This is a genomic window from Helcobacillus massiliensis (assembly GCF_014191425.1).
In the GTDB taxonomy this organism is placed as follows: Bacteria; Actinomycetota; Actinomycetes; order Actinomycetales; family Dermabacteraceae; genus Helcobacillus; species Helcobacillus massiliensis.
Window position 1 is genome coordinate 1 of sequence record NZ_JACHWP010000016.1, and the last position, 25487, is coordinate 25487.

24 protein-coding genes, 2 pseudogenes and 1 riboswitch are annotated in these 25487 nt (G+C 60.7%); of the genes and pseudogenes, 11 read left to right on the plus strand and 15 right to left on the minus strand.

All coding sequences use genetic code 11. The annotated features are described in order from the left end of the window. Positions 1–120: 120 nt before the first annotated feature. The 6 genes and pseudogenes from FHX50_RS10810 to FHX50_RS12390 form a co-directional block, all read right to left on the minus strand. Positions 121–1479 (minus strand): HsdM family class I SAM-dependent methyltransferase, encoded by a 1359-nt coding sequence (locus FHX50_RS10810; protein ID WP_246371053.1) that lies wholly within the window; start codon positions 1477–1479, stop codon positions 121–123. 196 nt (positions 1480–1675) lie between these two features. Then, complete coding sequence (locus FHX50_RS10815; RefSeq protein ID WP_007000778.1) at positions 1676–3268, minus strand: type I restriction enzyme subunit R domain-containing protein; 1593 nt, start codon at positions 3266–3268, stop codon at positions 1676–1678. Between the two features lie 248 nt (positions 3269–3516). Continuing rightward, positions 3517–3870, minus strand: a pseudogene (locus FHX50_RS11920) (type I restriction endonuclease subunit R); the annotation flags it as partial. Positions 3871–4254: 384 nt separating this feature from the next. After that, positions 4255–5625, minus strand: a complete 1371-nt coding sequence (locus FHX50_RS10820; protein WP_051873817.1) for an MFS transporter — start codon at positions 5623–5625, stop codon at positions 4255–4257. Then, a complete protein-coding gene (locus FHX50_RS10825) occupies positions 5612–6397 on the minus strand; it encodes a siderophore-interacting protein (RefSeq protein WP_183377206.1) in 786 nt (261 codons plus the stop codon). The genes FHX50_RS10820 and FHX50_RS10825 overlap by 14 nt, the downstream gene beginning before the upstream one ends. A gap of 272 nt (positions 6398–6669) precedes the next feature. Beyond that, positions 6670–6870: a M20/M25/M40 family metallo-hydrolase gene (locus tag FHX50_RS12390; RefSeq protein WP_007000784.1), complete on the minus strand. Its 201-nt coding sequence runs from the start codon at positions 6868–6870 to the stop codon at positions 6670–6672. A 268-nt stretch (positions 6871–7138) separates the two neighbouring features. On the opposite strand from FHX50_RS12390, the gene FHX50_RS12395 reads away from it, so the two are divergent. Beyond that, positions 7139–7477, plus strand: coding sequence for a hypothetical protein (locus FHX50_RS12395; RefSeq protein WP_068539482.1), 339 nt, complete (start codon positions 7139–7141; stop codon positions 7475–7477). 8 nt (positions 7478–7485) lie between these two features. On the opposite strand, the gene FHX50_RS10835 is transcribed toward FHX50_RS12395, so the two are convergent. From FHX50_RS10835 to nrdI, 4 genes are all read right to left on the minus strand, one after another. Further along, positions 7486–7755, minus strand: coding sequence for a thiamine pyrophosphate-dependent enzyme (locus FHX50_RS10835; protein ID WP_221187343.1), 270 nt, complete (start codon positions 7753–7755; stop codon positions 7486–7488). Positions 7756–7970: 215 nt separating this feature from the next. After that, positions 7971–8999, minus strand: a complete 1029-nt coding sequence (nrdF, locus tag FHX50_RS10840; protein ID WP_016664111.1) for a class 1b ribonucleoside-diphosphate reductase subunit beta — start codon at positions 8997–8999, stop codon at positions 7971–7973. Between the two features lie 135 nt (positions 9000–9134). Then, on the minus strand, positions 9135–11309 hold the full coding sequence (nrdE, locus tag FHX50_RS10845) for a class 1b ribonucleoside-diphosphate reductase subunit alpha (RefSeq protein WP_016664110.1): 2175 nt from the start codon (positions 11307–11309) through the stop codon (positions 9135–9137). Next, the gene (nrdI, locus tag FHX50_RS10850) at positions 11306–11821 is read right to left on the minus strand and encodes a class Ib ribonucleoside-diphosphate reductase assembly flavoprotein NrdI (protein ID WP_019174207.1); all 516 of its coding nucleotides are present in this window, start codon (positions 11819–11821) and stop codon (positions 11306–11308) included. The genes nrdE and nrdI overlap by 4 nt, the downstream gene beginning before the upstream one ends. Before the next feature lie 225 nt (positions 11822–12046). Here nrdI and FHX50_RS10855 point away from each other — a divergent pair, with 225 nt between their 5' ends. Together FHX50_RS10855 and FHX50_RS10860 are read left to right on the plus strand one after the other, a co-directional pair. Then, positions 12047–12331 (plus strand): transposase, encoded by a 285-nt coding sequence (locus FHX50_RS10855; RefSeq protein WP_183377208.1) that lies wholly within the window; start codon positions 12047–12049, stop codon positions 12329–12331. Beyond that, complete coding sequence (locus tag FHX50_RS10860; protein WP_183377209.1) at positions 12301–13182, plus strand: IS3 family transposase; 882 nt, start codon at positions 12301–12303, stop codon at positions 13180–13182. Before FHX50_RS10855 ends, FHX50_RS10860 begins: the two co-directional genes overlap by 31 nt. Positions 13183–13466: 284 nt before the next feature. Here FHX50_RS10860 and FHX50_RS10865 read toward each other — a convergent pair. Further along, positions 13467–14692, minus strand: a protein-coding gene (locus FHX50_RS10865) for an IS3 family transposase (protein WP_183377210.1) whose coding sequence is annotated in 2 segments (ribosomal slippage) — positions 13467–14413 and positions 14413–14692 — 1227 coding nt in all. Because the reading frame shifts where the segments join, the coding sequence is not laid out codon by codon here. Between the two features lie 40 nt (positions 14693–14732). On the opposite strand from FHX50_RS10865, the pseudogene FHX50_RS12185 reads away from it, so the two are divergent. Both FHX50_RS12185 and FHX50_RS10875 read left to right on the plus strand, forming a co-directional pair. Beyond that, positions 14733–15143 (plus strand): annotated as a pseudogene (locus FHX50_RS12185) (transposase); the annotation flags it as partial. Positions 15144–15280: 137 nt separating this feature from the next. Further along, entirely contained in the window at positions 15281–17146 is a 1866-nt protein-coding gene (locus FHX50_RS10875; protein ID WP_183377211.1) for a phosphoenolpyruvate carboxykinase (GTP), read from the plus strand. 115 nt (positions 17147–17261) lie between these two features. Here FHX50_RS10875 and FHX50_RS10880 read toward each other — a convergent pair whose 3' ends face one another. From FHX50_RS10880 to FHX50_RS10895, 4 genes are all read right to left on the minus strand, one after another. After that, positions 17262–17834 (minus strand): NADPH-dependent FMN reductase, encoded by a 573-nt coding sequence (locus FHX50_RS10880; protein WP_019174205.1) that lies wholly within the window; start codon positions 17832–17834, stop codon positions 17262–17264. A gap of 170 nt (positions 17835–18004) precedes the next feature. Further along, a complete protein-coding gene (locus tag FHX50_RS10885) occupies positions 18005–18610 on the minus strand; it encodes a hypothetical protein (protein WP_183377212.1) in 606 nt (201 codons plus the stop codon). 24 nt (positions 18611–18634) lie between these two features. Then, a riboswitch (SAM riboswitch) is annotated at positions 18635–18752 on the minus strand. A 75-nt stretch (positions 18753–18827) separates the two neighbouring features. Beyond that, a complete protein-coding gene (locus FHX50_RS10890; protein WP_042406070.1) occupies positions 18828–19091 on the minus strand; it encodes a hypothetical protein in 264 nt (87 codons plus the stop codon). A 191-nt stretch (positions 19092–19282) separates the two neighbouring features. Next, positions 19283–19963 (minus strand): peptidase dimerization domain-containing protein, encoded by a 681-nt coding sequence (locus tag FHX50_RS10895; RefSeq protein ID WP_210382976.1) that lies wholly within the window; start codon positions 19961–19963, stop codon positions 19283–19285. Between FHX50_RS10895 and FHX50_RS10900 the strand changes: the two genes are divergently transcribed. From FHX50_RS10900 to FHX50_RS10925, 6 genes are all read left to right on the plus strand, one after another. Then, positions 19938–21491 (plus strand): DNA primase family protein, encoded by a 1554-nt coding sequence (locus tag FHX50_RS10900; protein WP_343064097.1) that lies wholly within the window; start codon positions 19938–19940, stop codon positions 21489–21491. The two genes, FHX50_RS10895 and FHX50_RS10900, sit on opposite strands and share 26 nt — an antisense overlap. A gap of 136 nt (positions 21492–21627) precedes the next feature. Continuing rightward, a complete protein-coding gene (locus FHX50_RS10905) occupies positions 21628–21906 on the plus strand; it encodes a VRR-NUC domain-containing protein (protein WP_060797806.1) in 279 nt (92 codons plus the stop codon). Then, the gene (locus FHX50_RS10910) at positions 21887–23251 is read left to right on the plus strand and encodes an SNF2-related protein (RefSeq protein ID WP_183377213.1); all 1365 of its coding nucleotides are present in this window, start codon (positions 21887–21889) and stop codon (positions 23249–23251) included. Before FHX50_RS10905 ends, FHX50_RS10910 begins: the two co-directional genes overlap by 20 nt. Beyond that, on the plus strand, positions 23251–23709 hold the full coding sequence (locus tag FHX50_RS10915) for a sigma-70 RNA polymerase sigma factor region 4 domain-containing protein (RefSeq protein WP_183377214.1): 459 nt from the start codon (positions 23251–23253) through the stop codon (positions 23707–23709). Before FHX50_RS10910 ends, FHX50_RS10915 begins: the two co-directional genes overlap by 1 nt. Before the next feature lie 158 nt (positions 23710–23867). After that, positions 23868–24248: an HNH endonuclease gene (locus FHX50_RS10920; protein ID WP_183377215.1), complete on the plus strand. Its 381-nt coding sequence runs from the start codon at positions 23868–23870 to the stop codon at positions 24246–24248. A 388-nt stretch (positions 24249–24636) separates the two neighbouring features. After that, positions 24637–25487, plus strand: an 851-nt coding sequence (locus FHX50_RS10925; RefSeq protein WP_183377216.1) for a peptidoglycan-binding domain-containing protein, incomplete at its 3' end; no start/stop codon positions are given.

The window sequence follows — 25487 nt, forward strand, 5'->3', positions numbered from 1 at the left end:
TAGAGATGGTCTCCATCGAGAACAGCGGAAGGAGTCTGTCTGATGAGTGCCGGATCGAGGAAGGGACCGGGGGATTGAACTCTGCGAGATAGCGCAGTCGGGTCATTGGCCATTTGAAGCTCACTTCTTCACCTCCTCGAGGCGGGCGCGGATGCGGCCGAGAACTTCGTCGAGCTCAGCGTCGATCTCCTCCAGGGGCCGCGGCGGCACATACTCATAGAAGTGCCGGGTGAACGGGATCTCCGCACCCTCCTTCGTCTTCGAATGGTCGATCCACGCATCCGGCACCCACGGCTTCACCTCGCGCTCCAGGTACTCCTCAACGTCCTGGTCCCACGGCACGTTCTCCGTGTCCCGCAGATCCGCCGACGGCTCCGGCTTGCCCGCCTTCATCACGAGCTCACCCCCATCGTCATGCTCACCCAGAGCACCCAGAACAGCCTTCAGCTGCGCCGCCGTCAGCTTCAACCCCGCGGCATCCGCGATCTCACTGACCCGCTTCGAGAACTCCGCGCGCGACGTCGACAGCGCACCAGCATCAGCCGCACCCGCCTCGGTCAGGCCCTCACGGAACTTCTCCAGCAGGGACCCGTCGGCCTTCACCAACTGGCGCAGAGCCAGCACCCGCTCCACCCGATCGGGCCCGAACCCATAATTGAGACGCAGCGGGCGCTCCACCGTGATCGTCCGGTAGAAGAAATCCTTGATGCGGAAGATCTTCGAATGCTTCGACTCCTCAAACGCATCGAACAGGCGCGTCACCTCAGCAATATGCGCCGCACTCAGCTGCCGGCGCTTCGACCCGATCGACTTGCGCATCTTCTCGAACATGCCGGTCGCGTCAATCAGCTGCACCTTGCCGCGGCGCTCCCGCGGCTTGTCCTTGTTCAGCAGCCACACGTAGGTTGCGATCCCCGTGTTGTAGAACATGTCCGTGGGCAGGGCAACGATCGCCTCCAGATAATCCTGCTCCAGCACCCACTTGCGGATATTCGACTCACCACTGCCGGCACCACCGGTGAACAGAGGCGAGCCGTTCAGCACGATCGCACCCCGCCCAGCCGACGCGTTCGGATCCCCCGGCTGCGGCTCCCGCAGCTTCGAAATCAGGTGCAGAAGGAACAGCGTGGACCCGTCGGACACGCGCGGCAGACCGGGCCCGAACCGGCCATCGAAGCCCCGCACCGCGTGCTCCTCCTCCACCACCTTCCGGGACTGCTTCCAGTCCACACCGAACGGCGGGTTCGACAGCGCGAAGTGGAACGTGCGGCCACGGAACGCCGGCTGCGTGAGGGTATTGCCGAGAACAATGTTGTCGATCGGCTGACCCTTCACCACCATGTCCGCCTTGCAGATCGCGTACGACGCCGGATTGATCTCCTGCCCATACAGCGACACCTCAGCGGTCGGGTTCTCCGCGCGGATCTTCTCATCCGCCATCGTCAGCATCCCGCCCGTGCCCACGGTCGGGTCGCACAACTGGTCACGATGGATACAAGACCCCAGTGCGGAGCAGGGCCATCGAACAGCTTCGATACCGGCTATGAACTGGGATTTCCGGCTGCCGCGGACGTTTGGAGATTAGGCTGCTTAACCGTTGAGTGTCCGGCACGCCGCTACCCCGGCTGTCTTCCGTAGAGGGGTGAACCAGTCGGGATTTCGCGCGCAGCAATTGCTACTCCTGGTCGACGTCATCCTCTTCATCGTCTTGAGGCTGTGTATCCTTCTCAGCCTGGTGGCGAAGCTCCCAGTAAACAAGGTCGGAGATCTCTTTAATGATCTGGCCCTTACGATGAGCGCTTTCGAAGAACTTCTCCATGATGTTTTGCTGGGAGTCCTGGTGATCGAGCACCGCATTCGTGACGGCAGTTTCGATCGTCTGCGACTCACGAAACTGCTCCTTGGTGTTTGCGTTGACCTGATCCTTAATCTCTTCATTCTGAACCAGAATCGTGACGACGCCCTGTCCCCAAGACTCCACTGAACCAGGGTCAAACTCTTCGTCCTCAAACAGGGAATTGATGTTGTTCAGGGTTTCTTCCCAGGCCACCAGGTGCGGGTCGCGCGAACGTCCACCGCCAACTCCCATCGGGTTGAGCTTCTCGCCGTCGCCGCCGAGTGAAATAGCTCCTTCGCTCTGGCGCGTCTGCTTGATGAGGGTGAGCTCGATGTTGTTAAAGTCCAGCTCTTCTGGAGTCTTGCGACCAGTAAGTCGCGGTCGTAGTAGCCGGAGGAACAGGGCGAGGTTCTCGAGGTCGGTGTCCTGATAGTCGACAACCTGAGACAGGAAATCGTAGAGGCGCACGAATGAGCCAACGTCCTTGCGGAAGAGGTCAAGCTCGTCAATCTCGGCCTTTGTGTTGTCGGCCAAGGCTGCGACGTAGTGGTCATTGAACCGATCAGCGGCTTGCTTCAGCGGTGCAGTGTGCTTACCGTGCTTCTTCTCGATGATGAATGCCTGCGCGAAGGCATCCACGTCATCCTTCGTATAGATCCCGGCAATTTCAAGCTTCCGCGCAAGGTCATGCACGAGGTCTGGGTCGGTAGTTTCAATGATTTCGGCAGTGCGGTAGTACGGCAGGAGTGCGTCGCGGATCGTGTCCGTGTCGTTGACGAAGTCAAGAATGTACATGGTGTCTTTACCCTTCGACGGCAGGGTACGGTTCAGACGGGAAAGCGTCTGGACCGCTTCGATCCCGTCAAGGCGTTTGTCCACGTACATCGCGAACAGCAACGGCTGATCAAAGCCCGTCTGGTACTTGTTGGCAACAATCAGAACCTGGAACTGATCGCCCGCGAACGCCTGTGGAATCCCGCGCCCGCGCAGGTCAGGGTTCATGTTCGTTTCTGTATATGGCTCCTGCACTCCGGGCACGAAATCATCAATCTGCTCAGCGGTTAAGCTTCCGGAGAGCGCCACCAAGGTTCCCAATGGGTAATTGTGTTTCTCAACATAAGCATCGATTGCCATCTTGTACTTCAGCGCAGCGGCTCGGCTCGAGGTCACCACCATCGCCTTAGCGTGTCCATCGAGGAGCTCAGCAACATTCTCGCGGAAATGCTCGACGATGATCTGAACCTTCTGAACAATGTTTGCCGGATGCAGACTCACCCACCGCATGAGGCTCTCTTTCGCGGTGCCCTCATCGACGAGATCTTCACCACCAACAGCACCACCAGCTCTCTGAGCGAGCTGGAAAGCCGTCTCATAAGTCGTGTAGTTACGCAGCACATCAAGGATAAAACCCTCCTCGATGGCCTGCTGCATCGTGTACACGTGGAAAGGCTGTGGCAACCCATCCGCACCAGGGCGCCAAACATCTCCAACGACTTGCCCTTCGGCGTAGCAGTAAATGCATGGAGCGAGATGTTCTGAGCTGTCGCCCGCGCTGCCATCTCACCGGCAAGCACGTCCTCGACGCTTACCTCGCCACCGCCCTCGAGGGCTTCGACCTCTGCTTGTGAAAGAACCTGTCGCAGCTTCTGAGCACTTGTACCGGTCTGAGATGAGTGCGCCTAGTGCGCGATTACCGCAAACTTGCGATCCGCGAGCCCACCCTGCTGCGCAAGCGCCTCAAGCACTAACGGGAAAGTCTGGAACGTGACGATGATGATGAGCTTGCCGCTACTCAGTTCCTTGGCTAACAGGTCCGATTTTGAGGTAGCTGACGCTTTACAAAACTCGTCAGCGTTAATCGTTTCGACCAAACCCCTCGTGCCCTCAATTGCCTTGATTGCCTTCTGAAGCTGGTCATCGAGCACGGTACGATCTGTCACGACAATCACCGAATCAAAAGTCTTCGAAATATCGGCGTTGTGGAGGTTCGCCAGCCCGTGAGCCAGCCACGCGATCGAGTTCGTTTTTCCTGATCCTGCAGAGTGCTAGATCAGGTACTTACTACCCGCCCCCCCTCAGCGCTCGTGGTCTCGAGCAAACTAGTGACGGCCTCCCACTGGTGGAAGCGCGGGAAGATGATCTGCCTACTACGCGAGCGAACACCAGTGATTGGATCGACCTTCTCAGTGATCTGCAGTTGTATCACTAGGACTGGCTCACCGGACCCAATCCGGGCTACGGCTTTGCCGGCGGGACCTATCCGTCTTCCACGCTGACGGATGAGGACCACATCGAGGCGATCCGCGACTTCCTCGCCGAGATCGACCCGGAGACCGGTTACCTCTCAGACGACTGAAGCCTCGGCCGGCACGACTTGGCACTGCACCCCGCCGACGGAACACGCGCAAGCGCCGGGTTCAGCGTTCACGTTCCTCCCGGTCAGGTGCAGTCGCGCTGAGAGCGGTGCTGACGACCGATTCGGGTCCCGCAGCGGCCGACTCGACCGGCAGCACGGCGCGACCGGCGCCGTGGTTGAGCGTCTGCGTCCGGTATCGCCGCTGGTGCCACACGGTCAGTGCCGCGCCGATGGCGTAGAGGATGCTCGAACCGACGAACACCGACACGTAGCCCAGCTGGCCGGCCACAGACAGGGAGACCGCGCCAGCGCCGAAGGACACGAGCATGGCGAACGAGGCGAGCGTGGTGTAGTCCGACCCAGCGCTGCCCGGACGCGAGTAGTCCATGTTGATCGAGTACACGATGATGGAGCCGGCGGTGTAGCCGAGGAAGAACACGATCGTCACCGCGACGATGTAGACCGTGGATGCTACACCCGAGATGACGGGGAGGAACGCGACCATTCCGATAACCGCCAGTGCACAGCCGACCAGCAGGACGCGCTCCCTGCCGAAGCGCTGGATCAGCACCCCTGTGCCGAGGGCGGCAGCTGTCCCGCAGACACCAGCGAGCAGCGTAGTCAGGGTGGCTGTCTCTTCGGCGCTCCAACCTTGGTCGATGAGGCTCGGGGTGATGAGACTGTAGCCTGCAGTGAGGCCCATCCACGTTATCGGCACCACAAGCAGCATCCAGATCCCCGCGCCCCGCTGGCGCACCACCGTCCAGATGGTGTTCACCGAGATCCGCGCGGCCCGCGCCTCGGCGCTGGCTGGGGGTTCAGGGCTCACGGCGATCAGCAGCGTCGGCAGGAGGGTGAGCACAGCAAGAGTCGCGAGGGCGGCGAACCAGCCGGCCCACCCGTAGATCACGGTCGTGAGTCCGCCTCCGACGATGAGGCCGATGTAGCTCCCGGCAACCTGGACGCCGTTGGCGAATCCGCGTTCATCACTGCGGATCGAAGAGATCGCCAAGGCATCGGCCGCTACGTCCTGCGTCGCCGAGAGGAGGATGTAGACGGCGGCCAGCAGCAGGAAGACCCCGAACTGTGCGCGCACATCCGGCAGGCAGGCGATGACCGCAAGGACGCAGGCGAGAAGCGGCTGAAGAACGAGCAGCCAGCTGCGGTAGTGGCCCCCGGCCCGGTTGCGGCCGAATCGGTCGACCACTGGTGCCCACAGGAACTTCACCGCCCAGAGCATCCCCAGGGCACTCACGGCTGCCATCGATTCGAGTGCGACCCCTTTCTCGCGGAGGATAGCCGTAGCGCCGGTCATGAGGAACCCGATGCCGAAGTACTGGGAGGCATACAGCGCAAGAAGCAGCAGGAAGCGCCGTTCGCTGAGCCGGGTTTTCGAGGATCCGTTGCGGATTCGTGTGTCAGAGGCGCGCACGACCAACCTTCCAGAAGCCCGAGCTCATCACCTGACGGCGGGGGACATCGCATTCCTTGACCAGGAAGCGCCGTCCGAGCGCGGCAGTCTTGGCCTCGGCACACACCCATCCGTAGTCGATCCTGCCCAACTGCTGATGGCCGAGTTCAGCGGCGAGCGCAGAACCGGGGTCGTCTCCACCGCGGCACACGACGGCGATGCCGGCTTCGCGCGTACCCGGCAGGACATGGTCCTCGCTCGGCACCTCGACGATCGCACTGAAGCGCAGCTCGGGGTCCGATTTGTGAGCGGAGAGGATTTCGAGCACACCGGGAAGACCGGTCTCATCGGCGATCAGCACGTGGTGCCCGACATCGGGAGCACTGCCGTAAGGCGCGGTCTGAAAGCGCAGGCCGACCGGATCGCCAGGTTTCACCCGTGTGATCCAGCGGGCGCCGGGACCGTCGTGTCCGCGGCTGACGATGTCGATGTCGATCTCAGCGAGCGCCGCGCGATGTTCGCGCACTGTGTACCACCGCAGATCGGGGCGGGAGGCCTCCGGAATGCGCGAGAGAGTCGATCGTGGGTTGAGACCTGCGTAGTCGGGCATCTGGAGGCCCTGCCCGGGCGGCGGCATGAAGAGACCCACATACTCATCCGGACCCATCAGCGCCACGTCTGAGATCTCCGAGGCTGTGATCGTGACGCGGCGGAACGCCGGCGTCAGGTCGGTGACGGCGGTGACGCGAGCGGAGAACTGGGGGCAGTGGTCGCGCTCCGGTGGCAGCGCCATGGACCGCGAGTAGACCGCACGGATCGTCGACTTCGCGGTGCTCTCAAGCAGATTGCCTCGTTTGGACATGTAAGCCTTGCTTAGGTTAGCCTAACCTTAAGAGGGATCCTACACCGGAACCCACGGCGATGTCGACGCGACCGCGAGCAGCTTCTGGCGCTGCTTGGACAAACGGAATCCCGGAGGCCAGCAGCCTCCGGAAGAAGCAGGAAGCGGCGAGGATGCACCTCGCCGCTTCCGCATGTCGTTCTGTTCGAGCCCCTATGCCAGCATCAGCCGTTCCCGGCCTCGGCCACCACCGCGGGATCTGTCACGATCCGTCGCAGCACCTCGGTGAGGTGGTCGAGACCGGCGAGCAGGTCGTCGTCCTTGGTGAACTCGTTGAGGTTGTGCGAGACGCCTTCGAAACTCGGCACGAACAGCATCACCGTCAGCACAAGGTCCTTCATGTTCGTCGAATCGTGACCGGCCACGGTCAGCACCTCGCCATGGGACAGGCCGAATGCCTTGGCGACGGAACGCGGTGCCCTCCGGCTGGTAGGGGTTCTGGTCCCAGGCGTGCTCGTGGACGATGTCGATCTCGACAGCGACGGTCTCCTCCACCTCGGCGATGCTCGTCCGCAGCTTCGCAGCCGCGCTGTCGATGACCTCCATGCTCGGTGAACGCAGGTCGAGCAGGATGCGGGCCTCGCTGGCGACGACCGGGGAGTTCGGGTAGACGGTGATCTCACCGACCGCGGAATGCAGAACGCCCTCTTCGTAGTCGTCGACGAGCTCGCGGGCGGCAACGATGAGCGTGGCCGCCCCGAGCAGCGCGTGACGCCGTCCTCGTCCATGTTGCTGGCCCTGCTCGACGTGGATCTCGGCATACGCGGCCAGGTCGAGTTCGACCGGCCCGAACTGGTTGCCGATCTCATCGCGGACGACCTTCATCCCGTGGCGCTGCAGGAGCTCTGCGAACCAGCGGCGCTGCTGGCCGTCGGGCTCGGTGGCCTCCTGCCGGTCGACCCCGTGGGTGCCGGGCACCGCACCGAAAGTGCAGTGGACGTTCCAGTCGGCGAGGAATGCCTCAGCCTGTGACGTGTGTGTCATGGTCGGTCTCCGTTCATTACCCCGGCCGGCACCTCCGGGGAGGGGGCGCGCAGCGTCGGGTCGGTGATGACGTGCAGCAGTGCACCGGTCGGGCTCATCAATGCCCGTTCGACAGTGTCGACGATCTCATCGGTCGAGCGCACGGTTTCGCCGTGCAGACCGTAGGACTGCGCTATGAGCGCGAAGTCCGGGTTCGTCAGTAGTTCGCGCGCGTTTGTATCCAGCGTTGCATGAAAGTTTCTCGGGCGTTCAATGATTCTGTCCACCACAAACCTCCCTGTTTTGTCGAGTACAGTCGACAAGCTGCTACTTTGCGGAGGTTTTGTCGATCATAGTCGACAAGAATCGCGCTGGCTCGGGCACAAAACAGCGCACCGCGGGAAGGTTGCCGGCGTGTGCCAGCGTCCAACCCGCGGTGCGCTATTCGGACGGTGCGGCCCGAATCGAGCTGCTGAGCCCTCGAGCCGTTAAGCCCTTGAGCCTAGAAGTCCCAGTCGTCGTCGGTGGTGTCTTCGCCCTTACCGATGATGTAGCTCGATCCTGATCCACTGAAGAAGTCGTGGTTTTCGTTACTGCCAGGTGACAGCGCCGCGAGAATCTCAGGGTTCACTTCGGTCTCTTCAGCGGTAAACCGCGACGGGTAACCGAGGTTCATCAGCGCCTTGTTCGCGTTGTAACGCACGAACACGGCAACGTCGTCCATCAGGCCGAGCGGCTCGTACAGCTCACCCGAGTACTGCAGCTCAAGCTCGTAGAGCTCTTCCAGCAGGTCGAAGGTGAACTTGCGCATCTCTTCCTGACGCTCTTTGCTCTGCGTCTCGAGTCCGCGCTGGTACTTGTAACCCGAGTAGTAACCATGCACTGCCTTGTCACGCAGAATCAGGCGGATCATGTCTGCGGTGTTCGTCAGCGTCGCGTGCACCGAGAAGTGCAGCGGCAGGTAGAACCCTGCGTACAGCAGCAGCGACGACAGCAGCGTCGAAGACACTTTACGCTTGAGCGGATCATCGCCGTAGTAGTGGTGCAGCACCTTCTTGCAGCGTTCCTGCAGCAGATCGTTGGCAACTGCCCAGCGGTAGGCGTCGTCGATTTCCGGGGTGCTCGTCAGCGTTGAGAACACCGAGGAGTACGAGCGGGCGTGCACCGACTGCATGAACGCAATGTTGGTGTAGACGGCCTCTTCGTGTTCGGTGCGGGAGTCTTGGATCTGCACGATCTCACCGACAGTTGCCTGCACGGTGTCGAGCATGGTCAGACCGGTGAAGACGCGCATCGTGAGGGTGCGCTCTTCCTGGGTCATTTTCTGCCACGCGGGGATGTCGTTTGACAGCGGCACCTTCTCTGGCAGCCAGAAGTTCGCGGTCAGACGGTTCCACACCTCGAGGTCTTTGTCGTCGGTGACGCGGTTCCAGTTAATGGGGCGCAGCCGCGCTGCCGGGTCGTGGCGGTACGACGGCGGGGTGACCGAGATCTCTTGCAGCGGGCGGTCGGTGTTCAACGGATCAGTCATAGTTCAATAAAGCTCTTTCACTAGTGGTGTCTGGTGGTCAGTGCGCGGAGTGCGCGGACGGCGCGCGGTGCGCCCGCGCGCGCAGCACGGGCGCACACGCACGCAGCACGGGCGCACACGCGGGCGCGAACGCGACTACAGCGCGCAGGAAACGCAGCCTTCGATCTCGGTTCCCTCGAGCGCGGGCTGGCGCAGGCGGATGTAGTACAGCGTCTTGATGCCCTTGCGCCACGCGTAGATCTGCGCGCGGTTGATGTCGCGAGTGGTCGCCTCGTCTTTAAAGAACAGCGTGAGCGACAGACCCTGATCCACGTGCTTGGTCGCAGCAGCGTAGGTGTCGATGATCTTCTCGGCGCCGATTTCGTAGGCGTCTTCGAAGAACTCGAGGTTGTCGTTTGTCATGTGCGGAGCCGGGTAGTACACGCGGCCGAGCTTGCCCTCTTTACGAATCTCAATCTTCGAGGCGATCGGGTGGATCGAAGCCGTCGAGTTGTTCACGTAGCTAATCGACCCGGTCGGTGGCACCGCCTGCAGGTACGCGTTGTAGATACCGTGTTCGCGGATCGACTCGCGCAGCTGTTCCCAGTCCGCAACCGTCGGCAGCGCAACTCCAGCCTCGGCGAAGAGCTCACGCACCCGCGCGGTTTCTGGCACCCACTCCTCGGCCGTGTAACGGTCGAAGTAGCTGCCGTCAGCGTAGTCGCTCTTCTCGAAGCCCGCGAAGGTCGCACCGCGGTCAATCGCCAGCTGGTTCGAAGCGCGCAGCGCGTGGTAGGTCACCGTGCGGAAGTACGCGTCGGTGAAGTCAATTCCCTCTTCGCTGCCGTAGTGGATGCGCTGCGAAGCGAGGTAGCCGTGCAGGTTCATCTGGCCGAGGCCGATGGCGTGTGACGCACGGTTACCCTCGGCAATTGACGGCACCGCCTGAATGTCGGTCTGATCCGACACACTCGTCAGCGCCCGCACCGCAATCTCAACGGTTGCGCCGAAGTCCGGGCTGGCCATTGCCTGCGCAATGTTCAGCGAGCCGAGGTTGCACGAAATGTCGTGACCGATCGTCTCGTACCCGATTGCGGCGTCGTACTCAGAGGCGGTGTTCACCTGCAGAATCTCCGAGCACAGGTTCGACATGTTGATGTGCCCCTCGAGCGGGTTCGCACGGTTCACAGTGTCTTCGAACAGCACGTACGGGTAGCCCGACTCGAACTGCAGCTCAGCGAGGGTCTTGAAGAACTCGCGCGCGCTGATCGTGGTCTTGCGGATCCGCGGGTTCGCGACGAACTCGTCGTAGCGCTCGGTGATTGACTGATCCGAAAGCGGAATACCGGTTTCGCGAAGCACATCGTAGGGGCTAAACAGGTGCATATCTTTGTTCTGCTTAGCCAGTTCGAAGGTCACATCCGGAATCACAACCCCAACCGACAGGGTCTTAATGCGGATCTTCTCGTCAGCGTTTTCACGCTTCGTGTCGAGGAACCGCATAATGTCGGGGTGGTGCGCGTGCAGGTACGCAGCGCCTGCGCCCTGGCGAGCGCCGAGCTGGTTCGCGTAGCTGAAGCTGTCTTCGAGGATCTTCATCACGGGAACAACACCGGAAGCCTGGTTCTCGACCTGCTTAATCGGGGCACCCGCCTCGCGGAGGTTTGACAGCAGCAGCGCCACACCGCCGCCGCGCTTGGACAGCTGCAGCGCAGAGTTAACGCTGCGGCCAATCGATTCGAGATTGTCTTCAACGCGCAGCAGGAAGCACGACACGAGCTCGCCGCGCTGTTTCTTACCCGCGTTCAAGAACGTCGGAGTTGCCGGCTGGAAACGGCCCGAGAGGATCTCGGTGACCGTCTTCGAAGCCAGTTCCTCGTCACCCTGACCGAGGAACAGCGCCGTGGCAACAACTCGCTGCTCGAAGTTTTCGAGGAAGAGGCTGCCGTCGAAGGTTTTCAGCGCGTAGGAGGTGAAGAACTTAAACGCACCGAGGAAGGTCTGGAACTTGTGCCCGAAAGCGTCGGCCTGTTCGTGGAGGCGCTCGACGAAGTCCTTGTCGTAGGCGCGCAGGTATTCGGCTTCGTAGTACTCGTTTTCGATCAGCCACTCCAGGCGTTCCCACACCGAAGCGAACTGCTTCGTGTTCGGGATGACCTGCTGGTTCAGGTAGGCCTCCGCCGCTTCGTGATCCTTGTCAAACTGGATCGACCCGTCCGCCGCAAACAGGTTCAGCTGGGCGTTGAGCGCGTGGTAGTCCTTCCGCTCGCCGACCCCGCCAACCCGTGCAGTGTTGGGGGTGGTTGTTTCTGATGGTGTGGCGATCGTCATGCGACGTCCTCCTCATTTGCTTCTGCTTCTAATGTGTTCTGTCGTGCCCAAAATTCGTCTAAACCAGCCTTGACTCGAGCAACGTCGCGGTTGGTGCCAAGAAGTTCAAAGCGGTACAGCTCAGGAACTTTGCACTTGGCTGAGATGATCGGTCCTGCGATGCAGTAGTGCTCACCGAAGTTGGTGTTCCCCGCGGTAATCACGCCGCGGATCAGCGCGCGGTTTGCAGGATCGTTCAGGAACGTAATCACCTGCCGCGGCACCGCCCCGGCCTGCGCTCCGCCGCCGTAGGTCGGAACCACGAGCACGTAGGGCCTGGTCACTCGAATCATTCCCTCTGTGCGCGGTCGGAGTGGGATCCGCACCGCCGGGCGCTCGAGCTTCTCGACGAAGCGGAGGGTGTTCTCCGAAACGCTCGAGAAAAACACCAGGTCAGGTGAATCTTGCCCCTCGAGCACTCGCACCTCCGCGACGCTTCGTGTTCGGCCTTCCCTGCGTTCACTCATCAGCATGTCCTCCTCTCAGCATTTGCACCTCAGCAATCCCACCCCTACATCTAGTCCTGACCCACATTGCGGGCAACACATATAGTGTTTAGTGCGAATAATCTCACAAATCTACGACACGCCGAAGTACAGACTACGTCATACCGAACCTGGAGTGCTCTAGGTTTTTAGGTCCAGGTGACTTGAGTGCTGTCCATTGATGCCCTGCCTGTGGGTGGGGAGAATGGATGAATGGTGAAGAAATTCAGCAAGCATACTCCCGAGCAGATTGTTCGTAAGCTCGATAGGGCGCGGGAATTGAAGGAATCGGGATCAACTACAGCTCAGATCCTGACCACGTTGGGGATTAGCGAAGCCACGTTGAACAGGTGGCAGGCTACCTATGGGACGATGACCAAGAGCGAGGCGAAAGAGCTCCAGCGCCTGCGCGAGGAAAACACGCGCCTCAAACGCCTCCTAGGTCAGGCAGAGCTGGAAAAGGCTGCGTGGAAAGAATTGTCGGAGGGAAACTTCTAAGCCCAGCTCGCCGCCATGATGCCGTCTGGCATCTGGTCGGGCTGGGCTACTCCCAAAGACTTGCCTGCCAGATTGTTGGGCTCTCTCGCAGTGCTTACCGGCGCGCTAGGACCCGCGAGAACAAGCCGGATAAGTACGCGGACCTACGGGCGTGGATGCACGACTTCGTTAAGGATCATCGCCGGTGGGGACACCGGCGCGCCTGGAGAAACGCCCTCGCCGAAGGGTACGGGATATGCCGCGAGACTTTCCGCAGGATCTGGCGTGAAGAGGGCTTGCGTGTCTTGCCTAGGAAGAAGCTCAAGCGTCTAGCTGCCGATACCCATCGTGATGTTCCTGCCGGCCAGTACCCGAACAACGTGTGGGCGTTGGACTTCCAGTTCGATTCAACCTGGCACGGCAAGACAATCAAAATCTGTAACATTATCGATGAATACACCCGCGAACACCTCGCCTTCACGGTCGACAAGAACATTAACGCGGTCTCGGTGACCGAACTCCTTGACGTGGCTTGTCTGGAGCACGGCGGGCGCCCGCGGGTGATCCGGATGGATAACGGGCCCGAGTTCATCGCTCATGCGCTCCAGGAGTGGGCAGCCGAGGATGAGACGATCCAGGCGTTCATCCCACCAGGCCAGCCCTGGCATAACGGGTTCGTTGAGTCTTTCCATAACCAGATGAGAGACGAACTCTTGGAGGACAACAGTATCGAGAATCTCGAGCATGCCCGCCTACTCGTGGCCCAATGGTCATCACGTTACAATAACTTCCATCCGCATTCCTCACTCGGCTACCTCAGCCCACGGAAATACGCGGAACAATGGAAACAAGAAAACACGGTCAACACTTAAACCGAGTGGGCCTAATTCTTAGGCCACTCCAAACCTGAACTGCTCCCCATTAGTTGGACTGAGAAATTCAGTTACCGACTAGCGGGGAGCAGTTTTATGCAGTCACGTAGTTCGTTGAGTCAGTCTCAACGTGAACGGTTAGTGGAGTTGTTTGAGCAAGGTATGGGATCCCAAGTGGCTGCTCGTGTTCTTGGTGTGCGCCGCGATCCGGTTGTGAAGCTCTACCATAGGTTCCGGCTTCATGGCAGGCTGTGTGAAGCGTCCTGGGTTTAGTTCCGCTTCTTTTACGGCCCTGTGTTGATGGGCTGGGTGAGATAGTACTCGGTTTCGACTTCCTGTGGGGTGGCGTAGTCCAAAGCTTCGTGAAGCCGCTTAGTGTTCCACCAATGCACCCACCGCAAGGTGGCCAGTTCGACTTCTCCGACCGATGTCCACGGGCCTTGGGTATGAATCAGTTCCGCCTTGTAGAGGCCATTGACTGTTTCGGCAAGTGCATTGTCATAAGAATCGCCGACTGTTCCCACACTCGGTCGGATTCCGGATTCCGCTAGCGCGGTGGAATACTTCAGTGACACGTACTGGCTGCCCCGATCGCTATGGTGAATTAACCGGTTTCCATGGATTCGCCCTGCAGTCGTTAACGCATGCTCCAAGGCCTCCATGGGCAGCGCATCGGTACGCATCGTCGAGCGTGTAGCAACACCAACAATCTTTCGGCTGTAGGCATCCACGACAAACGCGGTGTAGGCGAATCCCGACAGGGCGCGAACGTAAGTAATGTCAGCAACCCACAACCTGCCTGGCGCTTGTGCACGAAAGTTTCGCTGCACTAGGTCCGGGCGATGATCCGGTGTCTTCGGGCTAATCGTTGTCACCGGCGTTCGCCCACGCCTGCGGCCGGAAACACCTGCTAGCTTCATTAATCGGGCGGTCTTATCGCGGCCGATATGAAAGCCTTCACGGTTCATCGCGTGCCACATTTTGCGGATACCGTAAACCGAGAAATTCTCCGCATGCACACGTTGTATCTCTGGGATGAGAAGGCTGTCGCTTAAGGCCCTTGCACTGGGAACACGTGTGGTGGCTTTGCGGTAGCCACGTGAAGTAATGAATCCACGATCTGCTTGTTTGAGGACTCGGCAGATGGCCTCGACCCCAAACTGATCCTTGTATGCGTCGATGTAGGAGATCATTTGGTCGTGGGTCGGTCGAGTTCCGCTGCGAAAAAAGCCGAAGCAGTCTTAAGAATCCCGTTTGCTCGTTTCAGCTCGCGGTTTTCGCGGCGCAGACGCTTGAGCTCTTCTTCCATCGTTTCGCCGCCAGACGCGTCAGAGTCATCGCGAACTGAAGCGCTGTCACGGTACCAAGCCCGCAACGTATGGTGAGACACTCCAAGCAGCTCACCAACCTCCGTGTAGGCGCGTTGCAGTGAGCAGGACTCCAGGCGGACCATTTCGATGATCTGATGGACCGCCTTCTCCTTGAACTCGACGGAATACTTTCTAGGCATAGTTCAATCCTTCCTTAGCTGAGGTAGGAACTAAACCCAGGACGCTTCAATCATCGCCCACACCATAGCGACCTCGCCCTCCACAGCATTGACTGCCTCATCGCTGAAGAAAGCCCTCACCCAACACTCGCCAGCACCGGGCTGGATCATGCACACCGACCAGGGGTTCCAATACCAACACTCATCCTGGCGCGACCTCGTGGATGCGCACCAAGGAACACTTTCGATGTCACGCAAAGGCAACTGCTACGACAACGCCGTGATGGAAAACTTTTTCGGACACCTCAAAGCCGAGATGTATCACGGTGAAACCTTCACCACAGTCGAAGAATTCACCACTGCTATCAACGACTACATCCACTGGTACAACACCACACGACTCCAACAACGACTCAAGGGCCTGACCCCGATGCAATACCGGAGCCAGACCCTTGAAGCCTCAGCCGCCTAAAATAAAACCAGTCCAACTTTCGGGGGCTAGTTCAACCCAAGACTCAAAGGGGATACTTATGGTGCTGTCAGACTCGACGTACTACGGTAGAGATCACAAGTGAGACCCGGAAACTAAAGAATGAATGAGGGCGCCTGGTGACCGCATCAAAGCAATTTCAAGTTCCTCCAGAGATTCACGTGGAAAGCGTTCGCGCTTTTGTGAGCGAGTGGGCAGAGATCACCAATCCTGAAAAGATCGAGCTCGTCTCAGCAGCGGATGACGCCAGGCTGCTCGAAGAGGCCATCGCCGCCGGCGAAATGCTGCGCGCAGGCAAAGGTCGCTACTACTCACGGTCACACCCGAAAGACACCGCCCGCACCGAAGAGCGCACCTTTGTCGCCACGGCTGACGAGGCGGATCGCGGGCGCTACAACAACTGGCGCCACTCAAGCGAGGTCAAACCGCTGCTGACGAGCCGCATGCGCGGCGCTTCGGCGGGTAAAACCATGTACGTGGTGCCGTACCTGATGGCCCCTCCCGGCACCCCGCTTGCGAACTTCGCGCTCGGAGTTGAGCTCACCGACGACCGCAACGTGGTGCTGCAGATGATCCGCATGGCCCGCGTCGGAATTGAGCACTTCGACGGTGTCAGCGACCAGGACTTCTTCGTGCGCGGTGTGCACGTCACCGGTGACCTGACCGCGCTACAGCAGGGCACCGACGCCGACGAGCGGATGTTTGTGACCGTCGCAGACGAGCGCACCATTTTGCACTTCGGCTCCGCGTACGGCGGCAACGCGCTGCTTGGTAAAATCGCCCACGGTCTGCGCCAGGCGTCCTACGACGGTTACGCCTCAGGGAAGTTCCTCGCGGAGCAGTTCCTGCTGCTTGGGATCCACGACCGTGAAGCCGGCGTCACCACGCACGTGTGCGGCGGCTTCCCGAGCGCGTCAGGGAAAACCAACCTCGCGATGACGCTGCCGCCAAACGGACTCGGCGACCGCTACCGCGTTGATTTTTACGGCGACGACATCGCCTGGATGTGGGTTGACGACGAAGGGAAACTCCGTGCCATCAACCCCGAAAACGGTGCCTTCGGTGTCGCAAAAGACACCAACGAGGGTTCCAACCCCACCGCGATGGCGGCAATCGCTGAGGGATCGGGCACGATCTTCACCAACACCGCCTACAACGAAGTCACCGGCGAGGTGTGGTGGGAGGGTCTCACCCCCGAACCCCCGGCCGACCCGGCAGGGTGGCTCGACTGGACCGGCGCGAAAATCACCGACCGCACCGCCGAGCAGCAAAACGAACCGTGGGCGCACCCGAACAGCCGCTTCACGATTCCGCTGGAGCGCATCCCGAACCTCGCCGAAGACGTCTCCAAACCCGAGGGCGTGGTCGTTGACGCGATTATCTTCGGTGGCCGCACCCGCGATCGTGAACCGCTGATCCGCGCAATCGACAACCTTGTTAATGGCGTCTACGACGGGCTGACACTCGGCGCCGAGGCGACTTTCGCAGCGGACGGGCTTGACGGGCAGCTGCGTTACGACCCGATGTCGATGCGTCCGTTCTTCTCGTACTCCGAGGGTCGCTACGCCGAACACTGGCTTAAAGTGCTCGGGCAGCTGAAAGAGATGCCGATGTTTGCCCACGTCAACTGGTTCCAGCGCGAACCCGAAACCGGTCGTTACCTGTGGCCGGGCTTCCGCGAGAACCTGCGCGCGCTGAACTGGCTCACACAGTACCGCGACGGCAAAGTCAAGGGACGCAAAACCCCGATCGGCGTGCTCCCGCTTGTTGAAGAGCTCGACTTTACCGGTCTCGAAATCGACGCGGCGGATCTCGACAAACTGCTGCGGGTTGACGTTGAACGCTGGCTGCAGGAAACCGATCACCGCGCTGAGCACCTGCGCGAGCTGCCCGATATGCCGCGCGAAATCTGGGACGCACACGAGGCGCTTGTCGAGGCGTTGCGGGCCGAGGCGGCAACTGACGCAGGGGGCGCAGACAGCTAGCGCCTGCGCCACCGCGCGGCCGCGGCGACACAAAACTGCCACACAACAAACGAGGGGGGAAACCGAAACGTGTTCGGTTTCCCCCCCTCGCCTTTGGGTTACGCGCCCGCGAAAACTAATCACGGCTGGTTTTTTCGATCAGCTCAGCGAAGCGGTCAATGTATTTCTGCAGGAACTCAACGGTTGACTCGCGGGTGATCTTATCCCCGTCACCGAAAAGCTCAGGCGACTGCGACAGGAACACCTCGGGCTGGCCAAGCGTTGGCATGTCGAAGTAGGAAAGCGCAAGGCGCAGGTTCTTCTGCGACGAGTACCCGCCCATGCGTCCAACAGAGTGGCTCACAATTCCCGCCGGGAGTCCCTTCCACGCAACGTCGGCGTTGGGTTTCGACCCAATATCCACCGCGTTTTTCAGGCACGCCGGGATGGTGCGGTTGTTCTCCGGGGTCACAAACAGCACCCCGTCAGAGGCCTTAATCGTCTCGCGGAACTCCGTGTACTCCGCCGGCACCGGCTTGTCGGTGACCTCTGGGTCGTCGTAGTCGAAATCGTACAGCGGCAGGTCGCGGATCTCCACGATCTTCGCCTCGTACCCCTCAGGGAACATCGGAATCAGGTTGTGCGCAATCTTACGGGCAAAGGAGCCACGACGCAGGCTCCCAACAATCACACTCACGCGCTTCGTCATACGTTTCACTCTCTTTTCTCTATTTCAACTGTGGATCATGCACCGCGATCCGCGCCCTCATACGCCACAGACTCGCGCGGCGCGAGCTGCCGGTCTCTGCCCCAAGCCGAGCAGAACCGGCACTCGCTCACGAGGTCAAGCGTATGTTAACAATTCCGCCATTGCGAACCTCATGAGTAACCGAAGCTCCGAGCACCAAGCGCGGCCTGGTGCTCCCGGAACTTGCGGGGATCCAAGCCACTGACTTTCAACTCTTTCGCGCGCTCCGGGTAACCAAACACCGACGGCAGTTCGCCCTGCGCAAGTTTCGCCCGGCTCTCCACCCGGACCTGCGAGTTGGGGTGGACGAAGCCGTGCGGTTCGTACTCGAAAAGCGCCCAGCACCACGCAAACGCCTCGCCCTTCGTGAGCCCGGCCCAGCGCCCCTCGGTGATCAGCGAATCAGCGTCGGGCATCGCGTACGCCTGCTCAACCCGCGCGCTCCCCTCTTCACGGAGGGTCTCAGCGGTGATCCGCTCTTCTTCTTCGCCGGCGCGAACAGCGTCAGCTGCCGCGGCCTCGATCAGTGCGGCGAAGTCGTCAAGTGACAGCGTGGCGCCGTTGTCACCGCCAGCGAATGCAACCGGCGGGTGCTCGCGCAAGATCTTCAGCAGCGACGCTCTCACGCGGTTCCCGAAACGAGTGCCGGGTTTGACCCCAGAGTAACCAAGCCCGATCCGGCTCCACCAGTCTTGGTCGGTCTCAAATGAAAAATGATGTGCAGACACGGAGCTCACGCCCCTTTCTTGGGGCAAGCGCCCCATCGAATCTTGCTCCATGAGATTTCATGAAGCCCGTTCTTCCCCTGGGACACCCGGGAATCGATGGATTCGGGTTGTCGCGTAACCGGCCAGGTACCTACGGTTACGACTCTTGAACGTGGAAGTGATCGTAGCGCACAAAACGATCCGCTGTCACGGGTCGCCTTGGTCGCCTTGGTCGCCTTGATGAGGGCTACATCGCGTCGATGAGATCCCGAACGGCCTGCGAGATGCTCGTGCTGTGGGAGTGTGCGTAGTGTTCGAGTTTCGCGCGGCGCGCAGCATCGAGCCGCACAGTCACCGGGCGCACATCGGTTCCGACGCTGACGGGTCGACCGGGGCGTGACGGGCCGAGGTGGTCGCCGGTGTATCCCGCTTCGGATTCGTCCTCTGCCGCCCAGCGCTCAATTTGCTCATCGGTGAACTCAACCCCGTTTACATCGGTGTACGTGCTCATGACGCTACCTCCTTGCTCCAAGGCCTACCTCGATCAGAACTTTCTTTGTGGCAGGCATTGCGTGATAGATGAACCAACCATCCGGTTCGTCTTCCACTGCGACATATTCCAGGAGTCGGCCTGCGCCGTCGGCGCCCACACCATTTATTTATGTAAGACATAATTAATCTAAGGCGTAAACGGGCCTGTGTCTAGCGGTCGAGCCAGTGCCTTGTGGCGAGCACAAGCGCTGCAACACCGCGCTGCAGCGTCGGATCGATGACGGGTGCGTAGTGCGGTGAGTGGTTCGACGGCACATCGGTGTGGACCGTTCCCGCCGCCTCCGCCGCGGCGTACTCCGCGGCGTCGTGACCGCCGAGCATCCAGTACACAAGCGGCACCCCCGCGGCTGTGGCGAGCACTCCGACGTCTTCGCTTCCGGAGAGCGCGCCGGGTGCGAAAAACGCGTCCTCCCCGAAGGCGTCAACAAAGACCGCGTTCAGTTCCTCCGTGATCTCCGGGTCGTTATAGGTGACCGGGAAACGGTCACCGAACTCAATCTTCGGTGGCCTTGGAGCGTTTGACGCCGCGGCCTCGGCCTCGATGACGCGCTGGATTCCCGCAACCAGGCGCTCGCGCACGGTCTCGCTGAAGCTGCGGACGCTCAGCCCGAGCGAGGCGGACTCCGGGATGATGTTGTTTTTGCTCCCGGCCTCGATCCGCCCGACAGTCACAACCGCGGTGTCACGCGGGCTGATCTCCCGCGACACCACGGTTTGTAAACGCATCACCGTGGCCGCCGCCATCACCACCGGGTCGATCGTTGTCTCCGGTTCCGAGCCGTGACCGCCCCTGCCGGAGGCGGAGGTGGAGTCGATCTGGCGGTCGGCCACCCGGTTCGCCAAGACGGTCGAGAACCAGCCCGGGTATGTGCCACCAGAGGATTTTGAGGCGAGCCTGGATTCGGTACGCCCCGCCGATTACAGCGACGTCGGCCAAGCCCACGCCCTATCCAAGGCGTACCCGGACTCGCTGCGCTACTCGGAGGCCACCGACTGGCTCGTCTATTACGACGGTGTCTGGTACGAATCTGCGCCCGCAGCACAAGCCGTCGCCCAGGAGCTCACCGAACGCCAACTGGCCGAGGCCCACGAGCTGCTCGAAGACGCCAAAGACCAGCTCGCCGCCACGGGGGCTGCCATGTTGTTGGCGTCGATGTCGAAGGCGAAAGCCCAGGCCATGTTCAACGCCGCCCAACAGGAGGCGTTCGCCGCGTTCGAGGACGCGAAAACCTATGCGGCCTACGCGCTCAAACGCCGAGAATCACGCGGGATCACCAACTGCCTGAAAGAAGCCCGCCCCATGCTGCTGACCACCCCTGAGCAGCTCGATGCCGACCCGTATCTGCTCAACACCCCATCAGGCACCTACGATCTGCGCCACGGGACCATGTCGCGCCACGACCATGATCCGGCGGATCTGGTGACCAAGCAGACCAGCCTCGACCCGGGCACCGACGGCGCGCACCTGTGGCAGGAAGCCCTCGAGGTGTTCTTCCAAGGCGACCACGAACTGATCGGCTATGTCCAGCGCATCGTCGGGCTGGCTGCGATCGGGCAGGTCTTCGTCGAGGCCCTCGTCATCGCCTACGGGGATGGCCGCAACGGAAAATCGACGTTCTGGAACACCATCGCCAGAGTCTTAGGCACTTATGCAGGCAACATGAGCGCCGATGTGCTCACGATCGGTGGGATGCGCAACGTCAAGCCTGAGCTGGCAGAGGCCAAAGGCAAACGCCTCATCATCTCCGCCGAGTCTGAGGAAGGCGTGCGCATGTCAACCTCCGTAGTCAAACAGCTCGCCTCGACTGACCAGATTTATGCGGAGAAGAAGTACAAGGCACCGTTTGCCTTCACCCCGTCGCACACCTTGATTCTCTACACGAACCATCTGCCCAGGGTGGGTGCGATGGATGCGGGCATCTGGCGCAGGCTCATCGTCATTCCCTTCGAGGCGAAGATCGAAGGCACATCCGACATCAAGAACTACGCCGACTACCTCTACACGCAGGCAGGCGGGGCGATCCTGGCCTGGATTATGGAGGGCGCGCGCCTCATCCACGCCGAGAACTACCACCTCAAGGCCCCGGCCCGAGTGGTGGAGGCATCAGCGGCGTATCGGGAAGAGAACAACTGGTTCGCCCAGTTCCTCGACGCCAACTGCGACCTCGACCCTGGGCTGTCGGAACGGGCCGGGGACTTGTACCAGACCTACCGGGCGTGGGCGATGTCCACCTCCGGGTGGGCGCGTCCCATGGTCGATTTCAACGCCACCGTCGAACACCACGGCTTCACACGTAAAAGGACGATGCACGGCATGTTCGTCCACGGTTTGGCCTTGAAGAACGAGTTCGACAACTAATTCAGACGGGCCTTATGACGACCTATGACGACCCATATGTGAGTTTGCTATAGGGCAGAAAATATAGCCCTTAGGAAAAGTCCATATCGCATCGTCATAGGTCGTCATGGGCCTCTCACACGAGAGAACATGAACCATGAACGAGCAAGCAATCGAACAACACTTGAAAAAAGCCGTTGAGGCGATCGGTGGCCTGTGCTGGAAATTCACCAGCCCCGGCACCGCAGGGGTCCCAGACCGCATCTGCATCCATCACGGACGCGTCATCTTCGTCGAACTCAAAGCACCCGGACGCCTCCCACGCCCCATCCAACGCCGCCGCATCCAGCAACTCACAGACCACGGCATGGACGTGATCATCGTCGACAGCATCGAAGGCGCAAAGGAGGTGGCTGATGCGCTACGAGCCGCATGACTACCAACAACTGGCCACCGCCTTCGTTGAAGACCACCCGCAGGCCGCGATCCTGCTCGGGATGGGCCTGGGCAAAACGGTGATCACCTTGACGGCAATCTGGAACCTGCTGCTGGACTCCTTCCAGGCCCGCCGCGTCCTCATCGTCGCACCCCTGCGAGTCGCCCGCGATACCTGGCCCGCCGAGGCCACCAAATGGGACCACCTGGCAGGACTCACCATTGTCGTCGCTGTCGGGTCGAAAGCCCAGCGGGTGGACGCGCTTGCCGCCGAGGCGATGGTGACCGTCATCAACCGCGAAAACGTGCCCTGGCTGGTGCGCCACCTCGGCAAAGCCTGGCCGTTCGACATGGTCGTTATCGACGAGCTGAGCTCGTTTAAGAACCATCGGGCGCAACGGTTTAAAGCACTCGCCGCCGTGCGGCCACGTCTCACCCGGATCGTGGGACTGACCGGCACGCCAGCAGCCAACGGGCTGATGGACCTGTGGGCGCAGTTCCGTCTCCTTGATGAGGGCCAGCGCCTCGGCAGGTTCATCACCCACTACCGCAACCGCTGGTTCGTACCCGATCGGCGAAACGGCCAGCAGATCTTCACCTACAAGCCCGCACCCGGTGCCGAGGACGAGATCTACGAGGCGATCAGCGACATCACCTTGTCGATGCGCACCACCGACTACCTGCGCCTGCCCGAGCTGACGGTCACCACGACGCTCGTCGACCTCGAACCGAAGGAGCGCAAAGTCTACGAGCGGTTGCGAGATGAGATGGTGCTCGACCTCGACGGGCAGGTCATCGATGCCGCGAACGCCGCAGCCCTGTCAGGCAAGCTGCTACAGCTGGCCTCCGGCGCGATCTACGACGAAGAAGGCAACACCGTAGTGGTGCACGACCGCAAACTCGACGCGCTCGAAGACCTCGTGGAGGCGGCCAACGGCCAGCCGCTGCTCGTGGCCTACTGGTTCAAACACGACCTGCAGCGCATCACCGAACGCTTCCCTGGGGCCCGCGAGCTGAAAACCAGTACCGACATCAAAGCGTGGAACGCCCGCGAGATTCCGCTGGCGCTCATCCACCCGGCCTCAGCCGGACACGGGCTCAACCTCCAGCAAGGCGGCAACCTCCTGGTCTGGTTCTCCCTGACCTGGTCGTTGGAGCTCTACCAACAGACCAACGCGAGGCTTTACCGGCAGGGCCAAGACCAGCCGGTGACGATCACCCACCTGGCAGCAGCCGACACCCTCGATGAGGCGGTACTGGCCGCGCTGGAGTCGAAGAACGATATTCAATCCGCGATCATCGACGCGGTGACCTTCGAGCTACAACCTGACAAGGAGCGTGCCTGATGCATGTGATGACCAAGTACTTAGACACTCGCAAGGCGGCGATCGCAGCGATGCAGGACTATCCGATCATGGAGCACGCCGCAGAACAGACCAGCGAGGTCGCCGACCAGCTCCGCAGCGACCTCGTCCACCCGGCCTCGCCACGGTTGGACGGGATGCCCAGGCACGCCAACCCCCACGCTGGCGAGAACCGGATCGCTGCCACGTTGGACAAGATCGACCTGCTCGCCGAACGCCAGCGGGAGGCACGCGAATACCTGGCGTGGTTTCTTCCAGCATGGGCACTCCTGTCGGAGGATGACAGGTTCGTTCTTGAGGGATTCTTCTTGGCAGAGGGCTCCCAGGACGAACGGGTCACGGCTATCGCCGATCACTTCTACATCGAACGTGACAGCGTCTACCGCAGGAAGAACCGGGCGCTGGATCGGCTGGCCAACGCGCTGTACGGCAGGTGCTAACCCGCCGTGAGCGTTGGCGGGTATCCGAACAAAGCGATGGAAAACCTGTCTCGGCCCTGAGATGATGTAAGTGGTTGAAAAGTAGGTCCCGACCCCCAGACGCATCCCCGAGGTTCGTCTGGGGGTCATTGTCATGAACGACAAGGATGGTGAGCCCGGTGCCGATCAAACCCAAGCGCCCGTGCTCCCACCCCGGCTGCCCCGAGCTGACCGGCACCCGGTTCTGCCCGGCCCACGCTAAGGAAGAGGACGCCCGCTACCGCAACTACCAGCGCGACCCGAAGATCAACCATCGCTACGACCACAGGTGGCGAAAAATCCGCACGGCCTACGTCGAAGCCCACCCTTTGTGCGAGGACTGCCTAGCCCGTGGCCGGTACACGCCCGTGGCTGAGGTCCACCACGTGATACCGCTCGACCACGGCGGCACCCACGACGAGTCGAACCTGCGCTCGCTGTGCAAGCCGTGCCACTCGCGCCAGTCCGCGCTCGATGGCGACCGGTGGCGGCAAGCCCCTCGGGTCTACAGCTACGACTAACGCGCTGTGCCGCCGACTGTCGCGGACTACCTGCCGACCCTCGCCAGCGCCGCCCTCGGCCCCGTTCGCCCGGCACGTGGCAACGTGGCGCGTTCGCCGAGGGGGTGGGGGCGAGCGGATCTCTACAGCTGGCGTGCTCCTCAGCGGGCGGGGCCAACCGCGCGCAAAGTCCCCGAATCAAACAGGGTATTAACACTTCGGGCTTCGTCGGCAGTACCAGTGAGGGATGAAACTCGCGAAGTTTCGCTCTGCCCGTCCGGATTCGGGTTTCCCGGTGACGTACAGGTGAGGGCAAAAAAACTCGGAGCTTCTCATCCGGTGTTCTGGATCCCTCCGTGGCAGGTGTTCGCCTGCCTCGAGTTAACAACTGATTTCTGAAGGAGGAATCATGGCAGATCAAATGGTGCTGAAAACTCAGCAGTGGCTGAATTCGACTTACGGCAATAAAACTGGGTTCGGCTCAGTCCAAGAAACCGGTAACACTGGCTGGGATACAATCAACGCACTCATCCGCGCTCTGCAAATCGAACTGGGTATTACAGCGACGGCAAACAATTTCGGTTCTGGAACACAGTCTCGATTCAAGTCTCGTTGGCCAAACGGTATTACTCAAACTTCTGGCTACGACAATGTTCATGGGATTATTCAAGGAGCCTTGTGGTGCAAGGGATATCGAGCCGAGTACGGTGGCATCACTCTTGAGTTTACCGACCATGTGGCCGACTCTATTCGCCAGATGAAAATCGATATTGGCCTTGGCGATACGAGCGCAACGGTCGATGTTGAACTAATGATGGCGCTTCTGTCAATGAAACAGTTCCGGTTACTCTCTGCCTACGGCGGCAAGACAGCTATTCGTCAGGCACAGCAAGCGATTAACCGTGGGTACAAGAACTACACAGGGATCATTCCCACTGATGGCTTGTACGGGCGTGAAATGAACACGGCTTTAATCCAGGTCCTCCAAGCAATCGAAGGATACACACCTGCCGAAGCCACCGGGAATTTTGGTGCAGGCACTCGCTCCAAACTACGGACAATTAGTAGCGGCACTAACCAGTGGGTATGGCTAGCCACTGTGAGTCTGGTCTGCAACGGCTACTCCATTTTGCCGACCAGCACGTGGAACAGCGAAATCAGCAATACGCTGTGGCAGTTCCAGCAAGCACACGCCTTGCCAGTGACCGGGGTGGTCGACCCAACCACATGGATGAGCCTGCTCACTTCTAAAGGCGACCC